At 42.6% G+C, this 17,997-nt stretch carries 18 protein-coding genes; 16 read left to right on the top strand and 2 right to left on the bottom strand.

Going from position 1 to position 17,997, the window contains the following annotated elements; all coding sequences use genetic code 11:
• Positions 1-57: 57 nt before the first annotated feature.
• The 12 genes from recR to PHU20_RS05855 all read left to right on the top strand — a co-directional run bounded on the left by recR (position 58) and on the right by PHU20_RS05855 (position 8,346).
• Complete coding sequence (recR, locus tag PHU20_RS05910) at positions 58-678, top strand: recombination mediator RecR (RefSeq protein WP_274824418.1); 621 nt, start codon at positions 58-60, stop codon at positions 676-678.
• An 82-nt stretch (positions 679-760) separates the two neighbouring features.
• Positions 761-2,110, top strand: coding sequence for a dihydrolipoamide acetyltransferase family protein (locus PHU20_RS05905; RefSeq protein WP_274824417.1), 1,350 nt, complete (start codon positions 761-763; stop codon positions 2,108-2,110).
• Positions 2,111-2,323: 213 nt separating this feature from the next.
• Positions 2,324-3,100, top strand: a complete 777-nt coding sequence (locus PHU20_RS05900; RefSeq protein WP_274824416.1) for a 3'-5' exonuclease — start codon at positions 2,324-2,326, stop codon at positions 3,098-3,100.
• A 7-nt stretch (positions 3,101-3,107) separates the two neighbouring features.
• A complete protein-coding gene (locus PHU20_RS05895; protein WP_274824415.1) occupies positions 3,108-3,719 on the top strand; it encodes a fumarylacetoacetate hydrolase family protein in 612 nt (203 codons plus the stop codon).
• Positions 3,719-4,057, top strand: coding sequence for an Hpt domain-containing protein (locus tag PHU20_RS05890; RefSeq protein WP_274824414.1), 339 nt, complete (start codon positions 3,719-3,721; stop codon positions 4,055-4,057). Before PHU20_RS05895 ends, PHU20_RS05890 begins: the two co-directional genes overlap by 1 nt.
• Positions 4,057-5,304 (top strand): competence/damage-inducible protein A, encoded by a 1,248-nt coding sequence (locus PHU20_RS05885; protein ID WP_274824413.1) that lies wholly within the window; start codon positions 4,057-4,059, stop codon positions 5,302-5,304. Before PHU20_RS05890 ends, PHU20_RS05885 begins: the two co-directional genes overlap by 1 nt.
• Positions 5,305-5,374: 70 nt before the next feature.
• The gene (rpmB, locus tag PHU20_RS05880) at positions 5,375-5,611 is read left to right on the top strand and encodes a 50S ribosomal protein L28 (RefSeq protein WP_274824412.1); all 237 of its coding nucleotides are present in this window, start codon (positions 5,375-5,377) and stop codon (positions 5,609-5,611) included.
• A 20-nt stretch (positions 5,612-5,631) separates the two neighbouring features.
• A complete protein-coding gene (gene rpmG, locus PHU20_RS05875) occupies positions 5,632-5,814 on the top strand; it encodes a 50S ribosomal protein L33 (RefSeq protein WP_274824411.1) in 183 nt (60 codons plus the stop codon).
• A 46-nt stretch (positions 5,815-5,860) separates the two neighbouring features.
• Positions 5,861-6,013 carry a DUF4295 domain-containing protein gene (locus PHU20_RS05870; protein ID WP_274824410.1) on the top strand — a complete coding sequence of 51 codons (153 nt, stop codon included), beginning with the start codon at positions 5,861-5,863 and terminating at the stop codon, positions 6,011-6,013.
• An 88-nt stretch (positions 6,014-6,101) separates the two neighbouring features.
• Entirely contained in the window at positions 6,102-7,058 is a 957-nt protein-coding gene (gene ftsY / locus PHU20_RS05865) for a signal recognition particle-docking protein FtsY (protein ID WP_274824409.1), read from the top strand.
• A complete protein-coding gene (locus PHU20_RS05860; protein ID WP_274824408.1) occupies positions 7,058-7,927 on the top strand; it encodes a DUF2911 domain-containing protein in 870 nt (289 codons plus the stop codon). The genes ftsY and PHU20_RS05860 overlap by 1 nt, the downstream gene beginning before the upstream one ends.
• Positions 7,928-7,938: 11 nt before the next feature.
• A complete protein-coding gene (locus tag PHU20_RS05855) occupies positions 7,939-8,346 on the top strand; it encodes a hypothetical protein (RefSeq protein ID WP_274824407.1) in 408 nt (135 codons plus the stop codon).
• 24 nt (positions 8,347-8,370) lie between these two features.
• Here the strand turns inward: PHU20_RS05855 and PHU20_RS05850 are convergent, their stop codons facing one another.
• Positions 8,371-9,477: a serine hydrolase domain-containing protein gene (locus PHU20_RS05850; RefSeq protein WP_274824406.1), complete on the bottom strand. Its 1,107-nt coding sequence runs from the start codon at positions 9,475-9,477 to the stop codon at positions 8,371-8,373.
• Between the two features lie 125 nt (positions 9,478-9,602).
• Here PHU20_RS05850 and rimO point away from each other — a divergent pair, with 125 nt between their 5' ends.
• Both rimO and PHU20_RS05840 read left to right on the top strand, forming a co-directional pair.
• Positions 9,603-10,907 carry a 30S ribosomal protein S12 methylthiotransferase RimO gene (gene rimO, locus PHU20_RS05845; RefSeq protein WP_274824405.1) on the top strand — a complete coding sequence of 435 codons (1,305 nt, stop codon included), beginning with the start codon at positions 9,603-9,605 and terminating at the stop codon, positions 10,905-10,907.
• Positions 10,908-11,025: 118 nt separating this feature from the next.
• Complete coding sequence (locus tag PHU20_RS05840) at positions 11,026-12,351, top strand: GntP family permease (protein ID WP_274824404.1); 1,326 nt, start codon at positions 11,026-11,028, stop codon at positions 12,349-12,351.
• Between the two features lies 1 nt (position 12,352).
• Here the strand turns inward: PHU20_RS05840 and PHU20_RS05835 are convergent, their stop codons facing one another.
• Complete coding sequence (locus PHU20_RS05835) at positions 12,353-14,806, bottom strand: M14 metallopeptidase family protein (protein ID WP_274824403.1); 2,454 nt, start codon at positions 14,804-14,806, stop codon at positions 12,353-12,355.
• Between the two features lie 166 nt (positions 14,807-14,972).
• Here PHU20_RS05835 and bshC point away from each other — a divergent pair, with 166 nt between their 5' ends.
• Both bshC and PHU20_RS05825 read left to right on the top strand, forming a co-directional pair.
• On the top strand, positions 14,973-16,577 hold the full coding sequence (bshC, locus tag PHU20_RS05830; RefSeq protein ID WP_274824402.1) for a bacillithiol biosynthesis cysteine-adding enzyme BshC: 1,605 nt from the start codon (positions 14,973-14,975) through the stop codon (positions 16,575-16,577).
• Positions 16,578-16,579: 2 nt separating this feature from the next.
• Entirely contained in the window at positions 16,580-17,989 is a 1,410-nt protein-coding gene (locus PHU20_RS05825; RefSeq protein ID WP_274824401.1) for an ArnT family glycosyltransferase, read from the top strand.
• Positions 17,990-17,997: the final 8 nt, after the last annotated feature.

Below are 17,997 nucleotides of genomic sequence, written 5' to 3'. Positions count from 1 at the left end.
TAAATTTTATTCAAATGCAAAGTACATAAAGCAAAAATAGTGTGTAATTTTGTTGTTATGGATTTTTCGTCAAAACTTTTGGAGAACGCCGTTCATGAAATGTCGCAGTTGCCCGGTATAGGAAAACGGACTGCTTTGCGGTTGGTACTTCATTTATTAAAACAACCCAATAGTCAAACCATGCGGTTGGCATCTGCGTTGGAAGACCTTCGGAACTCGGTGAAATTTTGTAACCGATGCCATAATATTTCAGACGTTGAGGTCTGTGAAATATGCACGAATCCCAATCGTGATGAAACCGTGGTTTGTGTGGTGGAGGATATTCGCGATGTAATGGCCATAGAGAATACAGGTCAGTTCAATGGACTTTATCATGTTTTGGGTGGAAAGATTTCACCAATGGAGGGTGTCGGCCCACAAGAGCTGACCATTTCATCCTTGGTGAACAAGGCCAAAGAAGGAGAGATCAAAGAGTTGATTTTTGCCTTAAGTTCGACGATGGAAGGGGATACCACCAATTTCTATATCTACAAACAGCTTGAAGGTCTGGAAATTGCGACATCGACCATTGCCCGTGGCATTGCCATTGGGGATGAATTGGAATATGCAGATGAGGTGACCTTGGGGCGTAGTATCCTGAATCGAATTCCGTTTGAAAAATCATTAAAAACAAATTAAGGTTGCAACTAATGGATTGATTTGCTTTATTTTTTATTTATTTTGCAAATAATCTACCGAATATAGTATACAAATTAACAATATGTCAAAATTTGAATTGAAATTACCGCGAATGGGAGAGAGTGTTGCCGAAGCAACATTGACCTCGTGGTTGAAAGAAGTAGGTGATGCCATCGAAATGGATGAAGCTGTTTTTGAAATAGCTACGGACAAGGTAGATTCTGAAGTACCTAGCGAAGTGGATGGTGTATTGGTCGAAAAATTATTCAATGTTGATGATGTGGTCAAAGTCGGTGATACGGTGGCGATCATCGAAGTAGAAGGGGAAATGGATGCTGCTCCTGAAGAAGGGGCTGTTGAAGAAGAAGTGCCCGAGGTGCCGGTCCAAGTGGTTGAAGAAATTTCGGAAACCGTAGTTTTGGCCAAGGAAACCGCGGGTAGTGCGAAACAGATCCAAGGCTCCTCAGATCGGTTTTATTCCCCTTTGGTAAAAAATATTGCCAAACAGGAAGGAATTTCCATGTCTGAATTGGATAGCATACTTGGTACCGGGCTGGAAGGAAGGGTGACAAAAGATGATATCTTGAAATTCGTTGCCTCAAGAAAATCCTCAGGTATGCCCGATGCACAGCCTAGGGTACAAAAAAAGGAACCCGCAGTAGTCGAAAATACCTTGCCACCTGTAATTGAAAAACCAAAGCCCATGCCGAGGGAATCGGTCGATGGTGTTGAAGTGGTTGAAATGTCGCGAATGGGGAAACTCATTGCCAAACATATGAGCGAAAGTGTTTCAACTTCGGCCCATGTCCAGAGTTTTATTGAGGTTGATGTAACCAATATCGTCAAGTGGAGGAACAAGGTCAAGGATGTATTTTATGCCGCTGAAGGGGAGAAATTGACCTATACCCCAATTTTTATGGAGGCGGTAGCCAAGGCTTTGAAGAAATATCCGCTGATGAATATATCGGTCGAGGGCGATACGATATTGAAGAAAAAAAATATCAATATCGGGATGGCCGCGGCCCTTCCCGATGGTAATTTGATCGTTCCTGTCATTAAAAATGCCGATCAATTGAACCTAGTGGGGATGACCAAGGTTGTCAACGATCTTGCGGAACGCTCACGAAACAACCAATTGAAGCCCGATGAAGTGCAAGATGGCACATATACGGTTACCAATGTCGGTACTTTCGGAAGTGTATTCGGTACGCCCATAATCAATCAGCCCCAAGTGGGTATCTTGGCCTTGGGGGCTATTAGGAAAGTGCCTTCGGTAATAGAAACCCCTGAAGGTGATTTTATAGGTGTCCGAAGTAAGATGTATCTTTCCCATAGTTATGACCATAGGGTTGTGAATGGGGCTTTAGGCAGTATGTTCGTAAAGGCCGTGGCCGATTATTTAGAAGCTTGGGATGTAAGTCGCGAGGTGTAAAATGACCGGTTCCTATACGTGGAGGGTATTTGGGAATGGTGATTTTTACGGCATCGGAAGTTATTGACTTTAAAACCGAGGATTGTCGGGTCACTGTACAACGATTGGGCTACCTTAAAAATAGTATCAAAAAAAAAACCATGGACAATTATTGGGTGTATTCGTTCGGTTGGAGACCCCTAAAACTTATCTTTGTTCAAATTTATAGAAGGAATGGAATTAAAACTGACAAGACCGATTTGCTTTTTTGATTTGGAGACGACAGGAACCAATGTCGCTCAGGATAGGATCGTAGAGATATCTATTTTAAAAGTGTATCCGAATGGCAATAAGGAAAGTAAGACCTGGTTGGTGAATCCTGGGGTCCCGATCCCTGATGAGGTCGTGAAAATCCATGGTATTTCCAATGAAAAAGTGGCTAATGAGCCCACTTTCAAGGAGTTGTCAAAGGAAATTTATGCAATGATCAAGGATAGTGATCTGGGAGGCTTCAATTCCGATCGCTTTGACATTCCTTTGTTGGCGGAGGAAATGTTACGTGCCGATGTTGATTTTGATATGAAGAATATGGTCTCGATAGATGTACAGACCATCTTTCATAAAATGGAAAAAAGAACCTTGGAGGCGGCCTATAAGTTCTATTGCGATAAAGATCTGACCGATGCACATAGTGCTGAGGCGGATACTATGGCGACTTATGAGGTACTTTTGTCCCAATTGGAGCGTTACCCCGAATTGGAGAACAACGTTAAAAAGTTGGCGGAGTTTTCAACCCACAGGAAAATGGTCGATTTTGCCGGTTTCATTGCCTTGGATGAAGAAGAAGAGGAGGTTTTTGCTTTTGGAAAGCATAAAGGGAAAAAAGTATTGGAGGTTTTGGACAAAGAACCCGGTTATTTTGGTTGGATATTGAATGCCGATTTTCCCCTTTATACTAAAAAGGTCCTGACCCAGATAAAGCTGAGCAGATTGAACAATAAATTGGATTGACCGCGATATGAAGATTGTTTGTATAGGGAGGAATTATGCGGCGCATATAGCGGAATTGGAGAATGAACGACCCAAAGATCCCGTGGTGTTCATAAAACCGGACTCTGCGGTATTATCCAAAGAACAGGACTTTTACATTCCCGATTTTACCCAAAATGTACATTATGAGGTCGAGGTCTTGGTTAAGATATGTAAGGTAGGTAAGCACATCGGGGTAGACTTTGCGCATAAATATTATAACGAAATAGGATTGGGAATCGATTTTACGGCTCGGGACATCCAATCGCAATTGAAAGCGAAAGGATTGCCCTGGGAAAAAGCCAAGGGTTTCGATGGCTCTGCGGTTATAGGTAAATGGCTGCCGAAATCCGATTTTAAGGATCTTCAAAATTTGAATTTTACCCTTGAGCAAAACGGTAAGACCGTGCAGCGGGGCAATACGAATTTGATGCTTTGGAAGATAGATGAACTCATTGCCTATGTCTCTACCTATTTTACCTTGAAAAAGGGAGATGTTTTGTTTACGGGAACACCGGCGGGGGTTGGTCAGATTGTGGCAAATGATTATCTTTCGGGTAAGTTGGAGGGACAGGAAATTTTTTCTTTAAAAATAAAATAATGATATACAATCTTGATAAAATAAATGAAATGGCAGAGGGTGATGAGGATTTCATCAATTCTGTGATATCCGTGTTCCTTGACGAAGTCCCCCAGGATCTTGAAGGGCTTGAAAAGGCCTTGGAAGAACAAGATCATCAACAGGTGTACCAGCTCGCCCATAAAATAAAACCCAATGTGGATTTGTTGGGAATGGAACAGACCAGGGCGGTAGCGCTTCAAATTGAAACTTTGGGTAAAAATTCTGCCAATATGAGTGAGATCCGAACTGTATTTCCCTTATTGAAAAAAGATATCCACCAAGTGGTTGCAGAACTGAAAAATGATTTCAATCTGTAATGTTCGCAGAGATAATCACCATTGGCGATGAGATCCTCATCGGTCAGGTTATTGATACCAATTCGGCTTTTATCGCCAAAGAGCTGAATAAGATAGGTGTATTGGTTTATCAGATTACTTCGGTACAGGACGATAGGCAACATATTCTCAATGCACTATCGGAAGCCAAGTCCAGAGCTCAAATCGTTATTGTCACAGGAGGGTTGGGACCCACCAAAGACGATATAACAAAAGAGGTTTTTTGTGAATTTTTTGAAGATAAGTTGGTTCGGGACAAGTCGGTACTTCAGCATATAGAGCATTATTTCGAAGGTGTCATCGCAGCGCCTATTTCCGAGATCAATAGGCAACAGGCCATGGTGCCGGCAAAGGCGACGGTTTTGCATAATGCCAATGGCACCGCACCGGGAATGTGGATGCAATCGGATGGTGTGGCTTTCGTTTCCCTACCGGGAGTACCCTTTGAAATGAAAGCCTTGATCGTAGGTCAGGTGATACCAAAGATCGTCAAGGAATTCAAAAGGCCGTACATCATTCACAAAACCTTGGTAACGTATGGGATGGGGGAAAGTGCTTTGGCTGAAAAAATCGAGGATTGGGAAGATAATCTGCCTTCATTCATAAAATTGGCCTATTTGCCCAATTTAGGGAAAGTCAGGTTGCGTTTAAGCGCAAAAGGGGAGGATCGGCAAATGTTGGTCGATGCCATGGAAGCGCAAATCGCAAAATTGCAACTATTGATCGGTGATATATTATATGGTACCGAGGATGAAGAAACCGTCGAAGAGCAGGTCGCGAAATCATTTACGGCCAAAAGAATGACCTTGGCCACCGCGGAAAGCTGTACGGGAGGAAAGATCGCGGAACAAATTACGGCCCTGCCCGGGGCTTCCGCCTATTATAAGGGTACTGTCGTGAGTTATGCCACCGAAACTAAAATCAATGTACTGAATGTGCCAAAAACACTGATCGACAAACATTCCGTAGTCAGTGCCGAGGTGGCAAAGGCCATGGCCTTGAATGTGAAGACGATGATGAATGCGGATTTTGCGGTCGCCACGACAGGGAATGCCGGACCCACAAAAGGGGATTCGGATGCAGAGGTAGGAACGGTATATATTGCCATTGCAACCCCCAAAGAAGTGATCGTGGAGAAGTTCGTCTTTGGGAAACAGCGTTTTAGGATTGTACAAAAGGCTGTAAATAAGGCGTTTGAATTGATTCTAAAAGAAATTTCAAAAATCTGAAGTAGAATTTTGTCCATCACATAAAAAAGATATAAATTTGCAGCCTGTTTAAAATGAAAAATTAGGCGCGATGTCAAAAGTTTGTGAAATTACGGGAAAGAGAGCGATGTTTGGAAACAACGTATCGTTTTCCATCAATAAAACCAGGAGAAGATTTAATGTGAATCTTTCTAAAAAGCGCTTTTATATTCCAGAGGAAGACCGCTGGATTACGCTAAAGGTATCTGCCAAGGCGTTGAAAAGCATAAATAAGAAAGGCATTTCTGCTGTTTTAAAAGAGGCTAAAGCACAAGGGTTGGTAAAATAATCCTAAAAAGATAGATTACAATGGCAAAAAAAGGAAATAGAGTTCAAGTTATATTGGAGTGTACAGAGCACAAAGCATCTGGACAACCAGGGACTTCTAGGTATATTACCACGAAAAACAAAAAGAACACTCCGGAAAGGATGGAAATCAAGAAATTCAATCCTATCCTTAAGAGAATGACTGTTCATAAAGAAATTAAGTAATTAAGGCATTCGCAATCTGTGAAAATGTCAAATAACGTATAAGGTCATGGCAAAGAAGACGGTAGCAAGTTTACAAACAAGTTCAAAAAGATTAACCAAGGCAATTAAAATGGTTAAGTCTCCAAAGAGTGGGGCATACATTTTCCAAGAGTCCGTTATGGCTCCTGAAGTTGTCAATGAATGGCTTGCGAAAAAATAATGGATTGAGATAATCAATTCGTCAAAGCTCCTTTTGAAAGAAAGGAGCTTTTTTATTTTATATCTTTGGTTAAAATTGTCAAGAAATTATGAGTTTATTCAAAAATATATTTTCCTCTCAGAAAAAAGAATCCTTGGATAAAGGGTTGGAAAAGACCAAAACCACTTTTTTCTCAAAGTTAAGCAAGGCCGTTGCCGGCAAGTCCAAGGTAGATGATGAGGTGCTCGATAATCTGGAGGAGGTACTGGTTACTTCGGATGTGGGTGTTGATACCACCTTAAAGATCATTGATCGGATTGAAGCGCGTGTTGCCAAGGATAAATATATGGGTACTGAGGAGCTGAATAAGATCTTAAGGGAAGAAATCGCCGGGCTCCTTTCGGAAACCAATGTTGGGGAGGATACCGAATTTAGTATCCCAAAAGATAAAAAACCCTATGTGATCATGGTCGTTGGTGTTAATGGGGTGGGTAAAACCACTACTATAGGTAAGTTGGCCTATCAATTCAAGAAACAAGGACTCAAAGTGGTCCTTGGTGCGGCCGATACGTTTAGGGCGGCAGCGATCGATCAATTACAGGTTTGGGCCGATCGTGTGGATGTCCCCATCATAAAACAAAAAATGGGCAGCGATCCCGCTTCCGTTGCCTTCGATACCTTAAGTTCGGCGGTAACCCAAGATGCAGACGTCGTAATCATAGATACCGCCGGTCGGTTACATAATAAAGTCAATTTAATGAATGAATTGACCAAGGTAAAACGGGTAATGCAAAAAGTGGTCGCCGATACCCCGCACGACGTTTTATTGGTATTGGATGGTTCAACCGGTCAAAATGCCTTTGAGCAGGCAAAACAATTCACCAAGGCCACGGAGGTCACTTCCTTGGCAGTAACCAAATTGGACGGTACCGCAAAAGGCGGTGTGGTGATCGGAATATCGGATCAGTTTCAGATTCCTGTTAAATATATTGGTGTTGGGGAAGGTATCGAAGATCTTCAAATCTTCAATAAATACGAGTTCGTAGATTCCTTTTTCACTATGTAATGGTTAAAGGCATCCTCTTTGTTGTTTGCTTATTTACGGTGCTGATCCCATCTGCACAAATAAAACATCCTAAAGCTAGTCCGTTTACGACCCTTAGTCAGGATGTGGGGTTGGCCAATATCAAGGTTGCATATTCCAGACCGGCGGTCCGTGGTAGAAAAATATTCGGCGATTTGGTTCCTTATGGCCGTATTTGGCGTGTAGGGGCCAATGAATCAACCAAGATTACTTTCAGTAACGATGTCATCATCAATGGCAGTACCCTGCAAAAAGGGACCTATGCCCTTTATGCTTTTCCCGAAGCCGATAGTTGGGAAGTGGTCTTTCATAAAAACACTGCCCATTGGGGTGATGGGCGAAAAGATTATAATCCTGCCGAAGATGCCTTACGTGTGCAGGTGGCACCGGTGACATCAGCGGATTTCCAAGAGAACTTTTTTATCGGTTTCGATAGCATAGGCCATAATTCGGCGCAGATGGTTTGGCATTGGGCACATACCCAGGTCCGTGTCCCCATACAAGTTGATACACAGGGTATCATGGAAGAGGAAATCGGCAGGCAATTAAAGGAAAATCCGTCGGCACAGACCTATTATGAAGCTGCAAGGTATTATCAGGAAGAAGGGGTGAAATTGAAGACGGCTTTGTCTTATTTGGATAAAGCCATTGAAATTGGAGGGGACACGTATTATTTCCATAGGGTCAAATCAATGGTAGAGGCGGCCTTGGGCGATTATGGGGCAGCTGTCATCTCGGCCCAAAAATCATTGAAACTCGCAAGGCAGGAAGGTAAAGACGAGTTTGTTCGAATGAATGAAAAAAACATAAGGCTTTGGAAGGCAATTCCGCCCGTTAAAATTGAAGAATAAAAATGAAACCCATGGATAAACTATTTTTAAGTTTTTATGTAATCGAAGGGTTGCAAAAGAAAGGCATCGTCCATAAAAAGCATGTGGGCACGGCTATTTATAAATTGGTGTCTTGTATGGTCGTACTGTTTTTCTATCTGATGAATATTGTCTTGGTCGTCCTCAATACGGTGTCCGGTATCAAAATGAAATTCAGTCTTGGACCGTACCGATGGTATATTATCATTGGGTTTTTGGTTTTGGTTTTTGGGATTATAAGGTATCTGAAAAAGCACTATATGGACAAATACCCCAATCCAATTGATTTGAAGGGTTTTGATGCCGTTACGCTTAAGAAATTCAAGACCAATGTCATTGTTCTTTCTTTGCTGGTAGTGCTTCCGGTACTATTATTTGCACTTTATCTTTTCTTGTCTTAAATCCCGGGTTTGATCCATGTGCTGTTATTGGTCGATAACAGCGTTGATCTTGGCCCATAATTCATTGTCAAAGCTCGAAGGCCCCAATTGCATTTCCCCGGCACTTTCACCGCAGCGTACCACAACCAGTTCTTGACTGGGGACAACATAGATTTTTTGGTCGTTGGCCCCAAGGGCGGCAATCATATCTTCCGGGGCATTCGGTACCAATGGGCCAGAAAGAATTTCTGTTGAGGATGTACCTACAACCGTCTCTTTTCCGTTCAACCACCATAAATACCCATAGGATTCATTAATCTCCTGTGAAGTGTTGGTCATCTCATCAAAATAGGATTTACCCACTATTGTCGTACCGTCCCATTTTCCTTCATTCAATATTAAGAGGCCAAAACGGGCCATACTTCGTGTGTTGCTGTTGTATACATTAAGTCCTAAGGTGCTGGTCCAATTGCCTTGCATTCCTATTTTGTCGGAGACTTTGGTTTTGCAATAGTCCTGAAATGAGATTCCCGAGCTTTGTGTTATCATATTTTGGAGCAGCATATAGGCTCCTTGATGATAGGCCCAACTCGTACCTGCATCGGCCGTATAATCAAGACATGCCGGTAAAGTGCATATCCAAGGGATATAATCGCCCAAATGGGGGGTAAGTCCGGTGGTCATGGTCAAATGATGTCTTACGGTAATCAAATCCTGCTTTTCAGGGGTCAATTGGCTCCAATCATCGCCTAAATAATCCGAAGTTTTATTGTTGATGTCCAAGATGCCTTCATCTTGGGCGATGCCCACGAATGTCGCAGTCAAACTTTTAGCGGCGGAGTACCAGGTCCATTCCGCATTGATATCATGGCCGTTAAAGTATTTTTCGAAGACGATCCTCCCATTCTTTAAGACAATGAAACCTTTGGAGTTGGTTTCTTCAAGGTAATCGTTCAAAGCGGTTTCATTTTCGGTATTCCACTGTAATTGGGACGCGGTTACCGTTTCCCAGGTAGTGCCTTCCAATGGCGGAAAGTACATGTTCAACGGAATGGGTTCTTCATTCTCAATGTCAATTTCGTCCGAATCGCCGTTGCACCCAATAATCAGGGTAAGAAAAAAGGAAATAAAAGTCAGTGGTATTGGTCTCATTCTGCCAATGATTTAAGGTTTATTGCTAAGATCAGTTAATGTTGTAACGAAAAAAGTCAAGAAATCGTCTTTAATTCCGATTGTTCCTGTGTCAAGTTGTATTTTTGCATCCCATTAAAAAAGCTATGCGAACAAAATCACTTAAGAAGAACAAAATCAATGTAGTAACCTTGGGCTGCTCCAAAAATGTGTACGATTCCGAAGTGCTCATGGGGCAGTTAAAGGCCAATGAGAAGGAGGTTGTACATGAGGAGGAGGGCAATGTGGTCGTCATCAATACCTGTGGCTTTATTGATAATGCCAAAGAGGAAAGTGTGAATACCATATTGGAATATGTCGAAAAGAAAGAGAGCGGTATAGTGGACAAGGTTTTTGTGACCGGGTGTTTAAGTGAACGGTATAAGCCCGATCTTCAAAAGGAAATCCCCAATGTAGATGCTTATTTCGGAACCAGTGAATTGCCCAATTTGTTAAAAGCCTTAGGGGCTGATTATAAGCATGAGTTGATTGGGGAACGTTTGACGACGACCCCGAAAAATTATGCCTACCTAAAAATAGCTGAGGGGTGTGATAGGCCTTGTTCTTTTTGTGCTATCCCCCTAATGCGAGGCAAGCATAAAAGCAAACCTATTGAGGACTTGGTCATTGAAGCCGAAAAGTTGGCTGTAAAGGGGGTCAAGGAGTTGATTTTGATTGCCCAAGACCTTACCTACTACGGTTTGGATATTTATAAAAAGCGGAATTTGGCCGAATTGCTCCAAGCGTTGGTGAAGGTTGAGGGAATTGAGTGGATCCGTTTGCATTATGCATTTCCTACCGGATTCCCCATGGATGTTCTTGACGTTATGAACAAAGAACCCAAGGTCTGTAATTACCTCGATATACCATTACAACATATCTCGGACAGCATTCTAAAGAGTATGCGTCGTGGGACTACCCAGCAGAAAACCACCAAACTTATTTCCGATTTTAGGGAGTATGTCCCCAATATGGCGATCAGGACCACCTTGATCGTTGGGTATCCCGGAGAAACCGAGGAAGATTTCCAAACCTTGAAAGATTGGGTGCAAGCCATGCGTTTTGAGCGCTTGGGTTGTTTTACCTACAGTCATGAGGAAAATACCCATGCCTATAATCTAGAGGATAATGTTCCTGAGGAAGTAAAGCAAGAACGTGCCAATGAGATCATGGAGATACAATCACAGATTTCATGGGAGCTGAACCAAGAAAAAATAGGGAAAACGTTCCGATGTATCATCGATCGTAAAGAAGGCAACTATTTTGTGGGTAGGACCGAATTCGATTCGCCGGATGTGGATAACGAGGTATTGATAGATGCTACTCAATTTTATTTGAAACAGGGCGAATTTGCGATGATCAAAATCGTGGAAGCTGCTGATTTCGATCTATACGGTGTGCCTGTTTCATAAGTAAATATCCCATGGCGATTTTGGGTTGGACCCAATCCAAATGGAAGATCATATAGGGCGGGAACAAAAATAATCCCTATTTTTAGGATTAGGTATTATCTAATCCCGACCACTTACCATGTTGTATATCTTCGCTTTAGTACTTTCCTTGGCCTTTATTGTATTGGGAATCGTGAAATGGAAAATACATCCGTTTTTTGTATTGCTTATTGCGGCCATCGCCTACGGATTTATAAAAGGGATGGACATTTCGGATATCTTAAGTGCTATCAATGACGGTTTTGGTGGCTTGATGGGCAAAATAGGCCTGATCATATTTTTTGGGGTGGTCATAGGTACGGTTTTGGAAAAATCCGGGGGAGCCATGGTAATCTCGGTACGTATGATCAAGATTATCGGGGAGAAATCGATCCATTTGGCCATGTTGCTTACAGGGTATCTGGTTTCCATTCCGGTATTTGCGGATAGTGCATTTATCATGTTGAATTCGTTGAACAAAGCTTTGTCCGATCAGGCAGGGAAATCATTTGCAGGTACATCGGTTGCCCTGGGATTGGGACTGTTCGCGACCCATGTTATGGTTCCCCCAACACCCGGGCCTATTGCAGCTGCCGGAATTTTGAAGGCAGATTTAGGGGATGTCATTTTATGGGGAGTCATAGTAAGTTCGATCGCATTGGTCCCCAGTTATTTTTTTGCAACCCAAATCGCCTCTAAAACGAAAATACCCATTCTATTGGAAGTGGTAAAAGAAAAGGAATATAGGCCCAAACTATGGGTGTCGTTATTATCCATTCTTGTGCCTATAGTCCTGATTGTCCTTAAATCGGTTTTTGAGTATCCCGATGCCGCATTGACAACGAATGCCCTTTATCCCGTGATTTCTTTTTTGGGCACTCCGGTAATTGCTTTGTTGATAGGGGTGGCCCTTTCCCTGATGTTGCCAAGGAAGCTGGATGAAAAGGTATACTCGGCCACAGGTTGGTTTGGGGATGCCGTAAAATCTGCTGCACCGATACTGTTGATTACGGGTGCTGGGGGTATTTTTGGGAAGATGTTACAGGGTTCGGGTATTGCAGATCTCATTACCGATAATTTTCCGGATATGGGCGTCGGCCTCTTATTGCCTTTCTTACTGGCAGCTTGTTTGAAAACGACACAAGGCTCTTCGACCGTGGCGTTGATTACGACAGCTTCAATTATTGCTCCCATAATGCCCGCTTTGGGTTTAGACGGAAGCACGATGGCTACCATGACCGTTTTGGCCATTGGTGCGGGTTCCTTAGTCGTGTCCCATGCCAATGATAGTTTCTTTTGGGTGTTTACCCAATTGACCGGTATGGATGTAAAACAAGGGAATAAAACCTTGACCTTGGGAACATTGATTCTTGGGGTCTCGGCCTTTATGGTCATTTATGGCTTCAGCATTTTTATGGTGGATTGAATCAATCCACCATAAAGAGCGCATTGGAGAACAATAGTTTTCCATTTTCCCAAAAGCCCCTGAACAAAGGGTCGTCGACCATATAAACTACTTGGCCCCTGCCAAAGTATTCTACCCCGAAAACCAAGGTGTTCGCTATTTTCTTTTGCGCTTCACTGCCCGCAAACCCGGCGATGGGAACGTTTTGGTTTTCTTCTAGATAAACAACGGAACCATTTTTTAGATAGTCATAAGCGGCCGATCCGTTTTTTAACGTGAAATACGTGTTCTTGTATCCATAGGCCAAAGGGTGGGTGTTGTCTACCTTCGCTTTGAAGATGGCCCCGGTGATGTTCTTTTTGATCGATTCCCTTTCGGTTTCATCGAATACCTGAAGATTCATTGTTGAGTCTTTAGGGGCTTCCTTGGATTTGATCTTGAAACCGTTTTCTCCGGTAAGGCCATCGATCGCGCCACCCATGGCAATCAATTTACCACCATGTGATACCCAATTTTTCAAGTCTTCCTTTTTATCCCCATCAAGGAATGAGCGGTACCCCCGACCATCGGGCAGGATAAGGATGTCATAGGAAGAAAGGTCCACACGGCCCATATAATCCGTGTCGATCACGGTAATCGGATAGTGGAGCTGTTGTTCAAAATAATGCCAGATTTCGCCGAACTTCAAAGTGGATGTTGGTTTTCCCGAAAGTATGGCGACCTTAGGGGCCTTGATCATTTTTACGTAATCGGAACCAAAATCTTTTCCCGAATCCACAAAACCGGTAGTTGTGGAGGTCAGTTTTATCCCATGATCGGAGGCTATTTTATTTAAGGTCTTCAAGAAAGTTGAATTGTTCCTGTTATCTCCATTGGTTATGATCAAACTACCCCTGTCATAGGATTTTCCTTCCAGTGAAAAAGGCTTGTATGTATAACGGACCTTTATCCTGTTTTCCAATAATTCGGCTAAGAACTTTGCATCCTTAAAACTGTTCCATTCCGTGACATAGGCATAGGAATTGGGATTCAAAGGTTCTTGGATGTCTTTTTGCTTGTCAAAAGGGACTTTGGCGACCATACGCTCTGTGGCCAACGCATCCAGGCCATAGGCGTAAGGCAATGACCAGGCGGTAATATCATAGGTGACCGAATCACTTAATTTTGTCCTAGGTTCGAACAACACCTTCACCAAAGTGCTTTTTGGTTGGTCCATGTTGATTACCAAATTATTTTCGGAAATATTCATGTTACCGGTTTTACTGGTACCGTATTTAAAACCTTTTAGGGTAGTTGGTTTTACTTTTCCATATTCGATTTCATGTTTGTCCAATAATTGCGTCAATGCATTGATGCGGTCGGGATCGCCGTTCAAGACATAGCTATTATAGACGTAATTTTTATTCGTATAGAACTTCTTGAACTCTTCATTCAATTTTTGGATGTTTTGGGAAGCGACTTCCACCGTCGATAGGCCAGTGGTCCTATGGTGGTCGATCCTGTCCTTTAGGGTTAGTGTGTCTCCAATTTGGGTCTCAATGCCCAAACCGGCCCTTCCACTTCCTCCTTGTTCGTAGGTCATGCCGATACCTCCATTGTAAATGGGATAGGTGTCCCCATAACTTGGATACAATAGGTCAAAGACCTCCTTGGTAAAATAAAACCAGCCATTGGCATCGAAGTATTTGGCGTGGTTCTTACCTATGGTCGATTGAAACTCTCTTTGGAAAGGAGTAATGACCTCATGATAGGGTTCTGCCGCAGGGGCAAAATAATAAGGGCTATCAACATTTTGCTCGTGAAAATCGACATGTATGTGGGGGAGCCATTTGTTGTAGACCTTCAATCTATTCTGACTTTCGACTTGGGTGAGCCATGCCCAATCCCTGTTAAGGTCGAACATATAGTGATTGCTTCTTCCGTTCCACCAACCTTCATGGTGTTCCTTGCTATTGGGGTCGATGTTGTTCGGAGTGTTCTTGTATTGGTTGTACCAGTTTACATATCGGTCCCGGCCATCGGGATTGATACAGGGATCCAAAAGAACGATGGTGTCCTCGAGATAGTCGCTTTTTTGTGTAAGTAGTTCATAAATGGTTTGCATGGAAGCTTCGGTACTTACACTCTCATTGCCGTGTACATTATAGCTCAGCCAAACGATGGCTTTTGTAGGATTACCTTCACCCGTGGTGCTTTTTAGGTGTTCGGTCCGTATTTTTTCGAGATTGCCGATATTCGCGGCAGTTGACACGATGGCCAAAAGTAGGGGTCTTCGCTCGTTCGTCTTCCCGTATTCTTGAAGCAAAACACGGTCTGGGGCACTATTCGCCAGATATTCGTAATAATCCACAACCTCGTGGTGTCTTGTGAATTGTGTGCCAAGTTCGTATCCTAGAAATTCGGACGGGGATTTTAAATCTTGGGCCGTTAAACTATAGGTGAAAATCGTAATGAAAAGGTAAAAAAAATGCTTCATGGTCTTATTTTGGTTTGGCAGGAGCCAATTTAATGATAAAAACGATAGATCGGCCTAACTTTTTTCGACCGGTCCATTTTTGGGATCAAGGGCTGAAGTAATTAACGTATTTTTAGGAACAAGAAAATCGAAGAGTTTTATCTTTACCTCTATTTTTTATAGCTATATGGATATTGATTGTTTACCCTTTAAGGATACGGGATATTTTTCCGATTTGATTTGTGATTATATTGGTGGAAAGGAAGGTTTAGGGCCGTTTTATAATCGATATCCGAAAATCGTAAACTTTAAGGGGCAACTGGAGGAAAAATCGAGCAATTATCCTGAGAAGCATCGATCGATCCTATATGAGGCCCTTCAGCGACAATACCAAGGTGTCCCGGTTTCCGAAAGTACGGGGGAGCACCTGATACAGCTTAAGGAACCCATTACATTTACGATAGTTACAGGGCATCAACTCAATTTATTTACAGGACCGCTCTATTTTTTATACAAGATCATCTCGACCATAAACCTCACCATTGCCTTAAAAAAACAATACCCAAGATTCAATTTTGTGCCCATTTATTGGATGGCTACCGAAGACCATGATTTCGAGGAAATCAATTACTTTAATTTTAAGAGCAAAAAAATCCAATGGAATAAGGATGCCTCCGGGGCCGTAGGTAGGTTGCATACCAAGGGTCTGGAAGATATATATGAAACCTTTGCCCACGAACTGGGAGGAGGGGCGAATGCGGAGACCTTAAAGACCCTTTTCAGAAAGGCGTATCTGGAACATGATACCTTGGCAGGCGCCACCCGCTATCTTGCCAATGAACTGTTTGGGCCATACGGACTCGTAATTGTCGATGGGGATGATGAAAGTTTGAAAAAGTTGTTGGTCCCCTATATCAAAAAGGATATCATCGATAGGGTTTCGTTCAACAAGGTTACCGAGTCTATTTCCCAATTGCGAGAGGTTTCCGATACGTACAAAATTCAAGTCAATCCTAGGGAAATAAACTATTTTTATTTAAAGGATGGACTTCGGGAACGTATTGTACACAGGAACGGTAAGTTTCATGTACATGATACCGAAATGGTTTTTACAAAGGACGAAATTCTGAATGAATTGGAAAACCACCCCGAACGGTTTTCACCCAATGTAATTGCCAGACCCCTTTATCAAGAAATCATTCTTCCCAATCTCTGTTATATCGGAGGTGGAGGGGAACTTGCGTATTGGTTGGAACTGAAGGCTTCTTTCGAGGCTATGGAAGTTACTTTCCCCATACTCTTACCACGGAATTCGGCCTTGGTCCTATCGGAAAAACAGCAATTGAAATTGGACAAAATGAAGGTGTCCATAGCTGATCTGTTTTTAAAACGAAACAGTTTCATCAATAAGAAAATAAGGGAAATCTCGAATATAGAGATAGATTTTTCTCCCCAGAGGCGTTTTTTGCAAGAGCACTTCAAATCCATGTACGACATTGCCTCAAAAACCGACGCTTCTTTTTTAGGGGCGGTAAAAGCCCAGGAAGTAAAGCAATTGAAAGGATTGGACCACTTGGAAAAACGATTGCTGAAAGCCCAAAAAAGAAAATTAAAGGATCATGTGGGGCGAATGACCCAAATACAGGATGAACTCTTCCCAGGACGATCATTACAAGAACGAAACCTTAATTTTTCGGAATTATATCTCGAATACGGGGAGGCATTACTGCCTATGCTCTTTAAAAGACTAGATCCGCTTCAACTGGAATTTGCCATACTTACTGCAGAATAGCAATGGTTTGGGGAAAGAAGCTCTTTGTAAAAAGACCCGTTCTTCTTTCCGTGGTTTCCTTTGCGGCCATCACCGGTATTACCTTATTCAAAGCGGCATTGGAACTTGAAGATGCGGAACAGGCTTATTATACCCAATGGTTGCGTTGGGGCTACGATGACCAACCCCCATTGTATACGTGGTTGCAATATGGCGTAAATCAGGTATTCGGTAGCCATAAGGTATCTTTTTCATTGTTACGGGGAGCTATTTTTGCAAGTATATTACTGTTGATGTGGCGATTTGCCCATAAAATGATCAAGGATACTAATAAGGTCGAACTGGCCATATTGGGGTTGGTGCTGTTACCGGTCTTTATCGATTTTACATTTAGAAGACTTTCCCATACCTCCTTATTGTGTGCGGCGGTCCTTGCTTCTTATCTTATTTTGGAACGGTTGATGCATCGAAGAACATGGGGTAATTACGCCCTTTTTGGTCTTGTTGTCGGTATTGGGCTCTTATCCAAATACAATTATGCATTCTTTTTGGCCGCTTTGGGACTTACGATGTTTTTTGATGCCCCTGTTCAAAAAGTCGTATGCCATAAAAAGATATTTTTGACCGTGCTGCTTGTGGTTGCGGTTTCATTCCCCCATTTTCATTGGCTTTTAGGGCCTGAAGGTTATTTGACGGAATTGCAGCAAAGCATAGCTGAAAAAACGGAAAATGTTTCCGGTAATGGCCTATACGTCATCGGACCGTTGTTTTCCTTGCTTTTGAATTTGTTACGGTTGATACTCCCCTTGGCAGTGGTCCTGGGATTGGGAACGCTGTTGAGGAAATTACGGTGGCAAACCCTGAAAATGGACTGGTTTGTAAAAATGGCTATAGCGCAAATGGTGGTCCTGGTCCTGTTCTTTGTGGTGCTGAATGTGCAAAAAGTGGAAGAACGTTGGTTGATGCCTCTGGTGTTGCCTTTTGTGATAGTGTTGGTACGGACTATCGAATTCAAATCGGTAAGTAAATGGTCGACTTATGGTTTTGTCCTTTTTTTAACCGTAATCGGCTTTCAGGTGGTACGGACCCCGGCCGAAAAAGTATTGGGTATACCGTCTTCGGTGCATTTTGATTTTGGACCAATTTACAATACCTTGCGCAAAGATTATGGGGGTAAGGATTGGATGCTTCCCGATGTTACCTATGGAGGTAATATCAGGCTACTGGATCCTGAAAAGGAGATTGTTTCCAAAGACGATTTTTCCTACCCGAAATCGAAATTCCTGAATTTTAAAGGTGTTGAAGTAGTACTGGGAAAAGATTTGGTGAAAGAACGGAAAGTGCTCGATAGTATTTCTGATTTCGGAAAAGAAAGGAGTGCCTTATTTATAGTGGAACGTAAAGGGAACGGGCATGCCCGTACGAAAAAGTAAATATTAAT

It is taken from the genome of Maribacter polysaccharolyticus (assembly GCF_028882255.1).
GTDB lineage: Bacteria > Bacteroidota > Bacteroidia > Flavobacteriales > Flavobacteriaceae > Maribacter_A > Maribacter_A polysaccharolyticus.
This window is presented reverse-complemented; position numbering and strand designations above follow the sequence as displayed.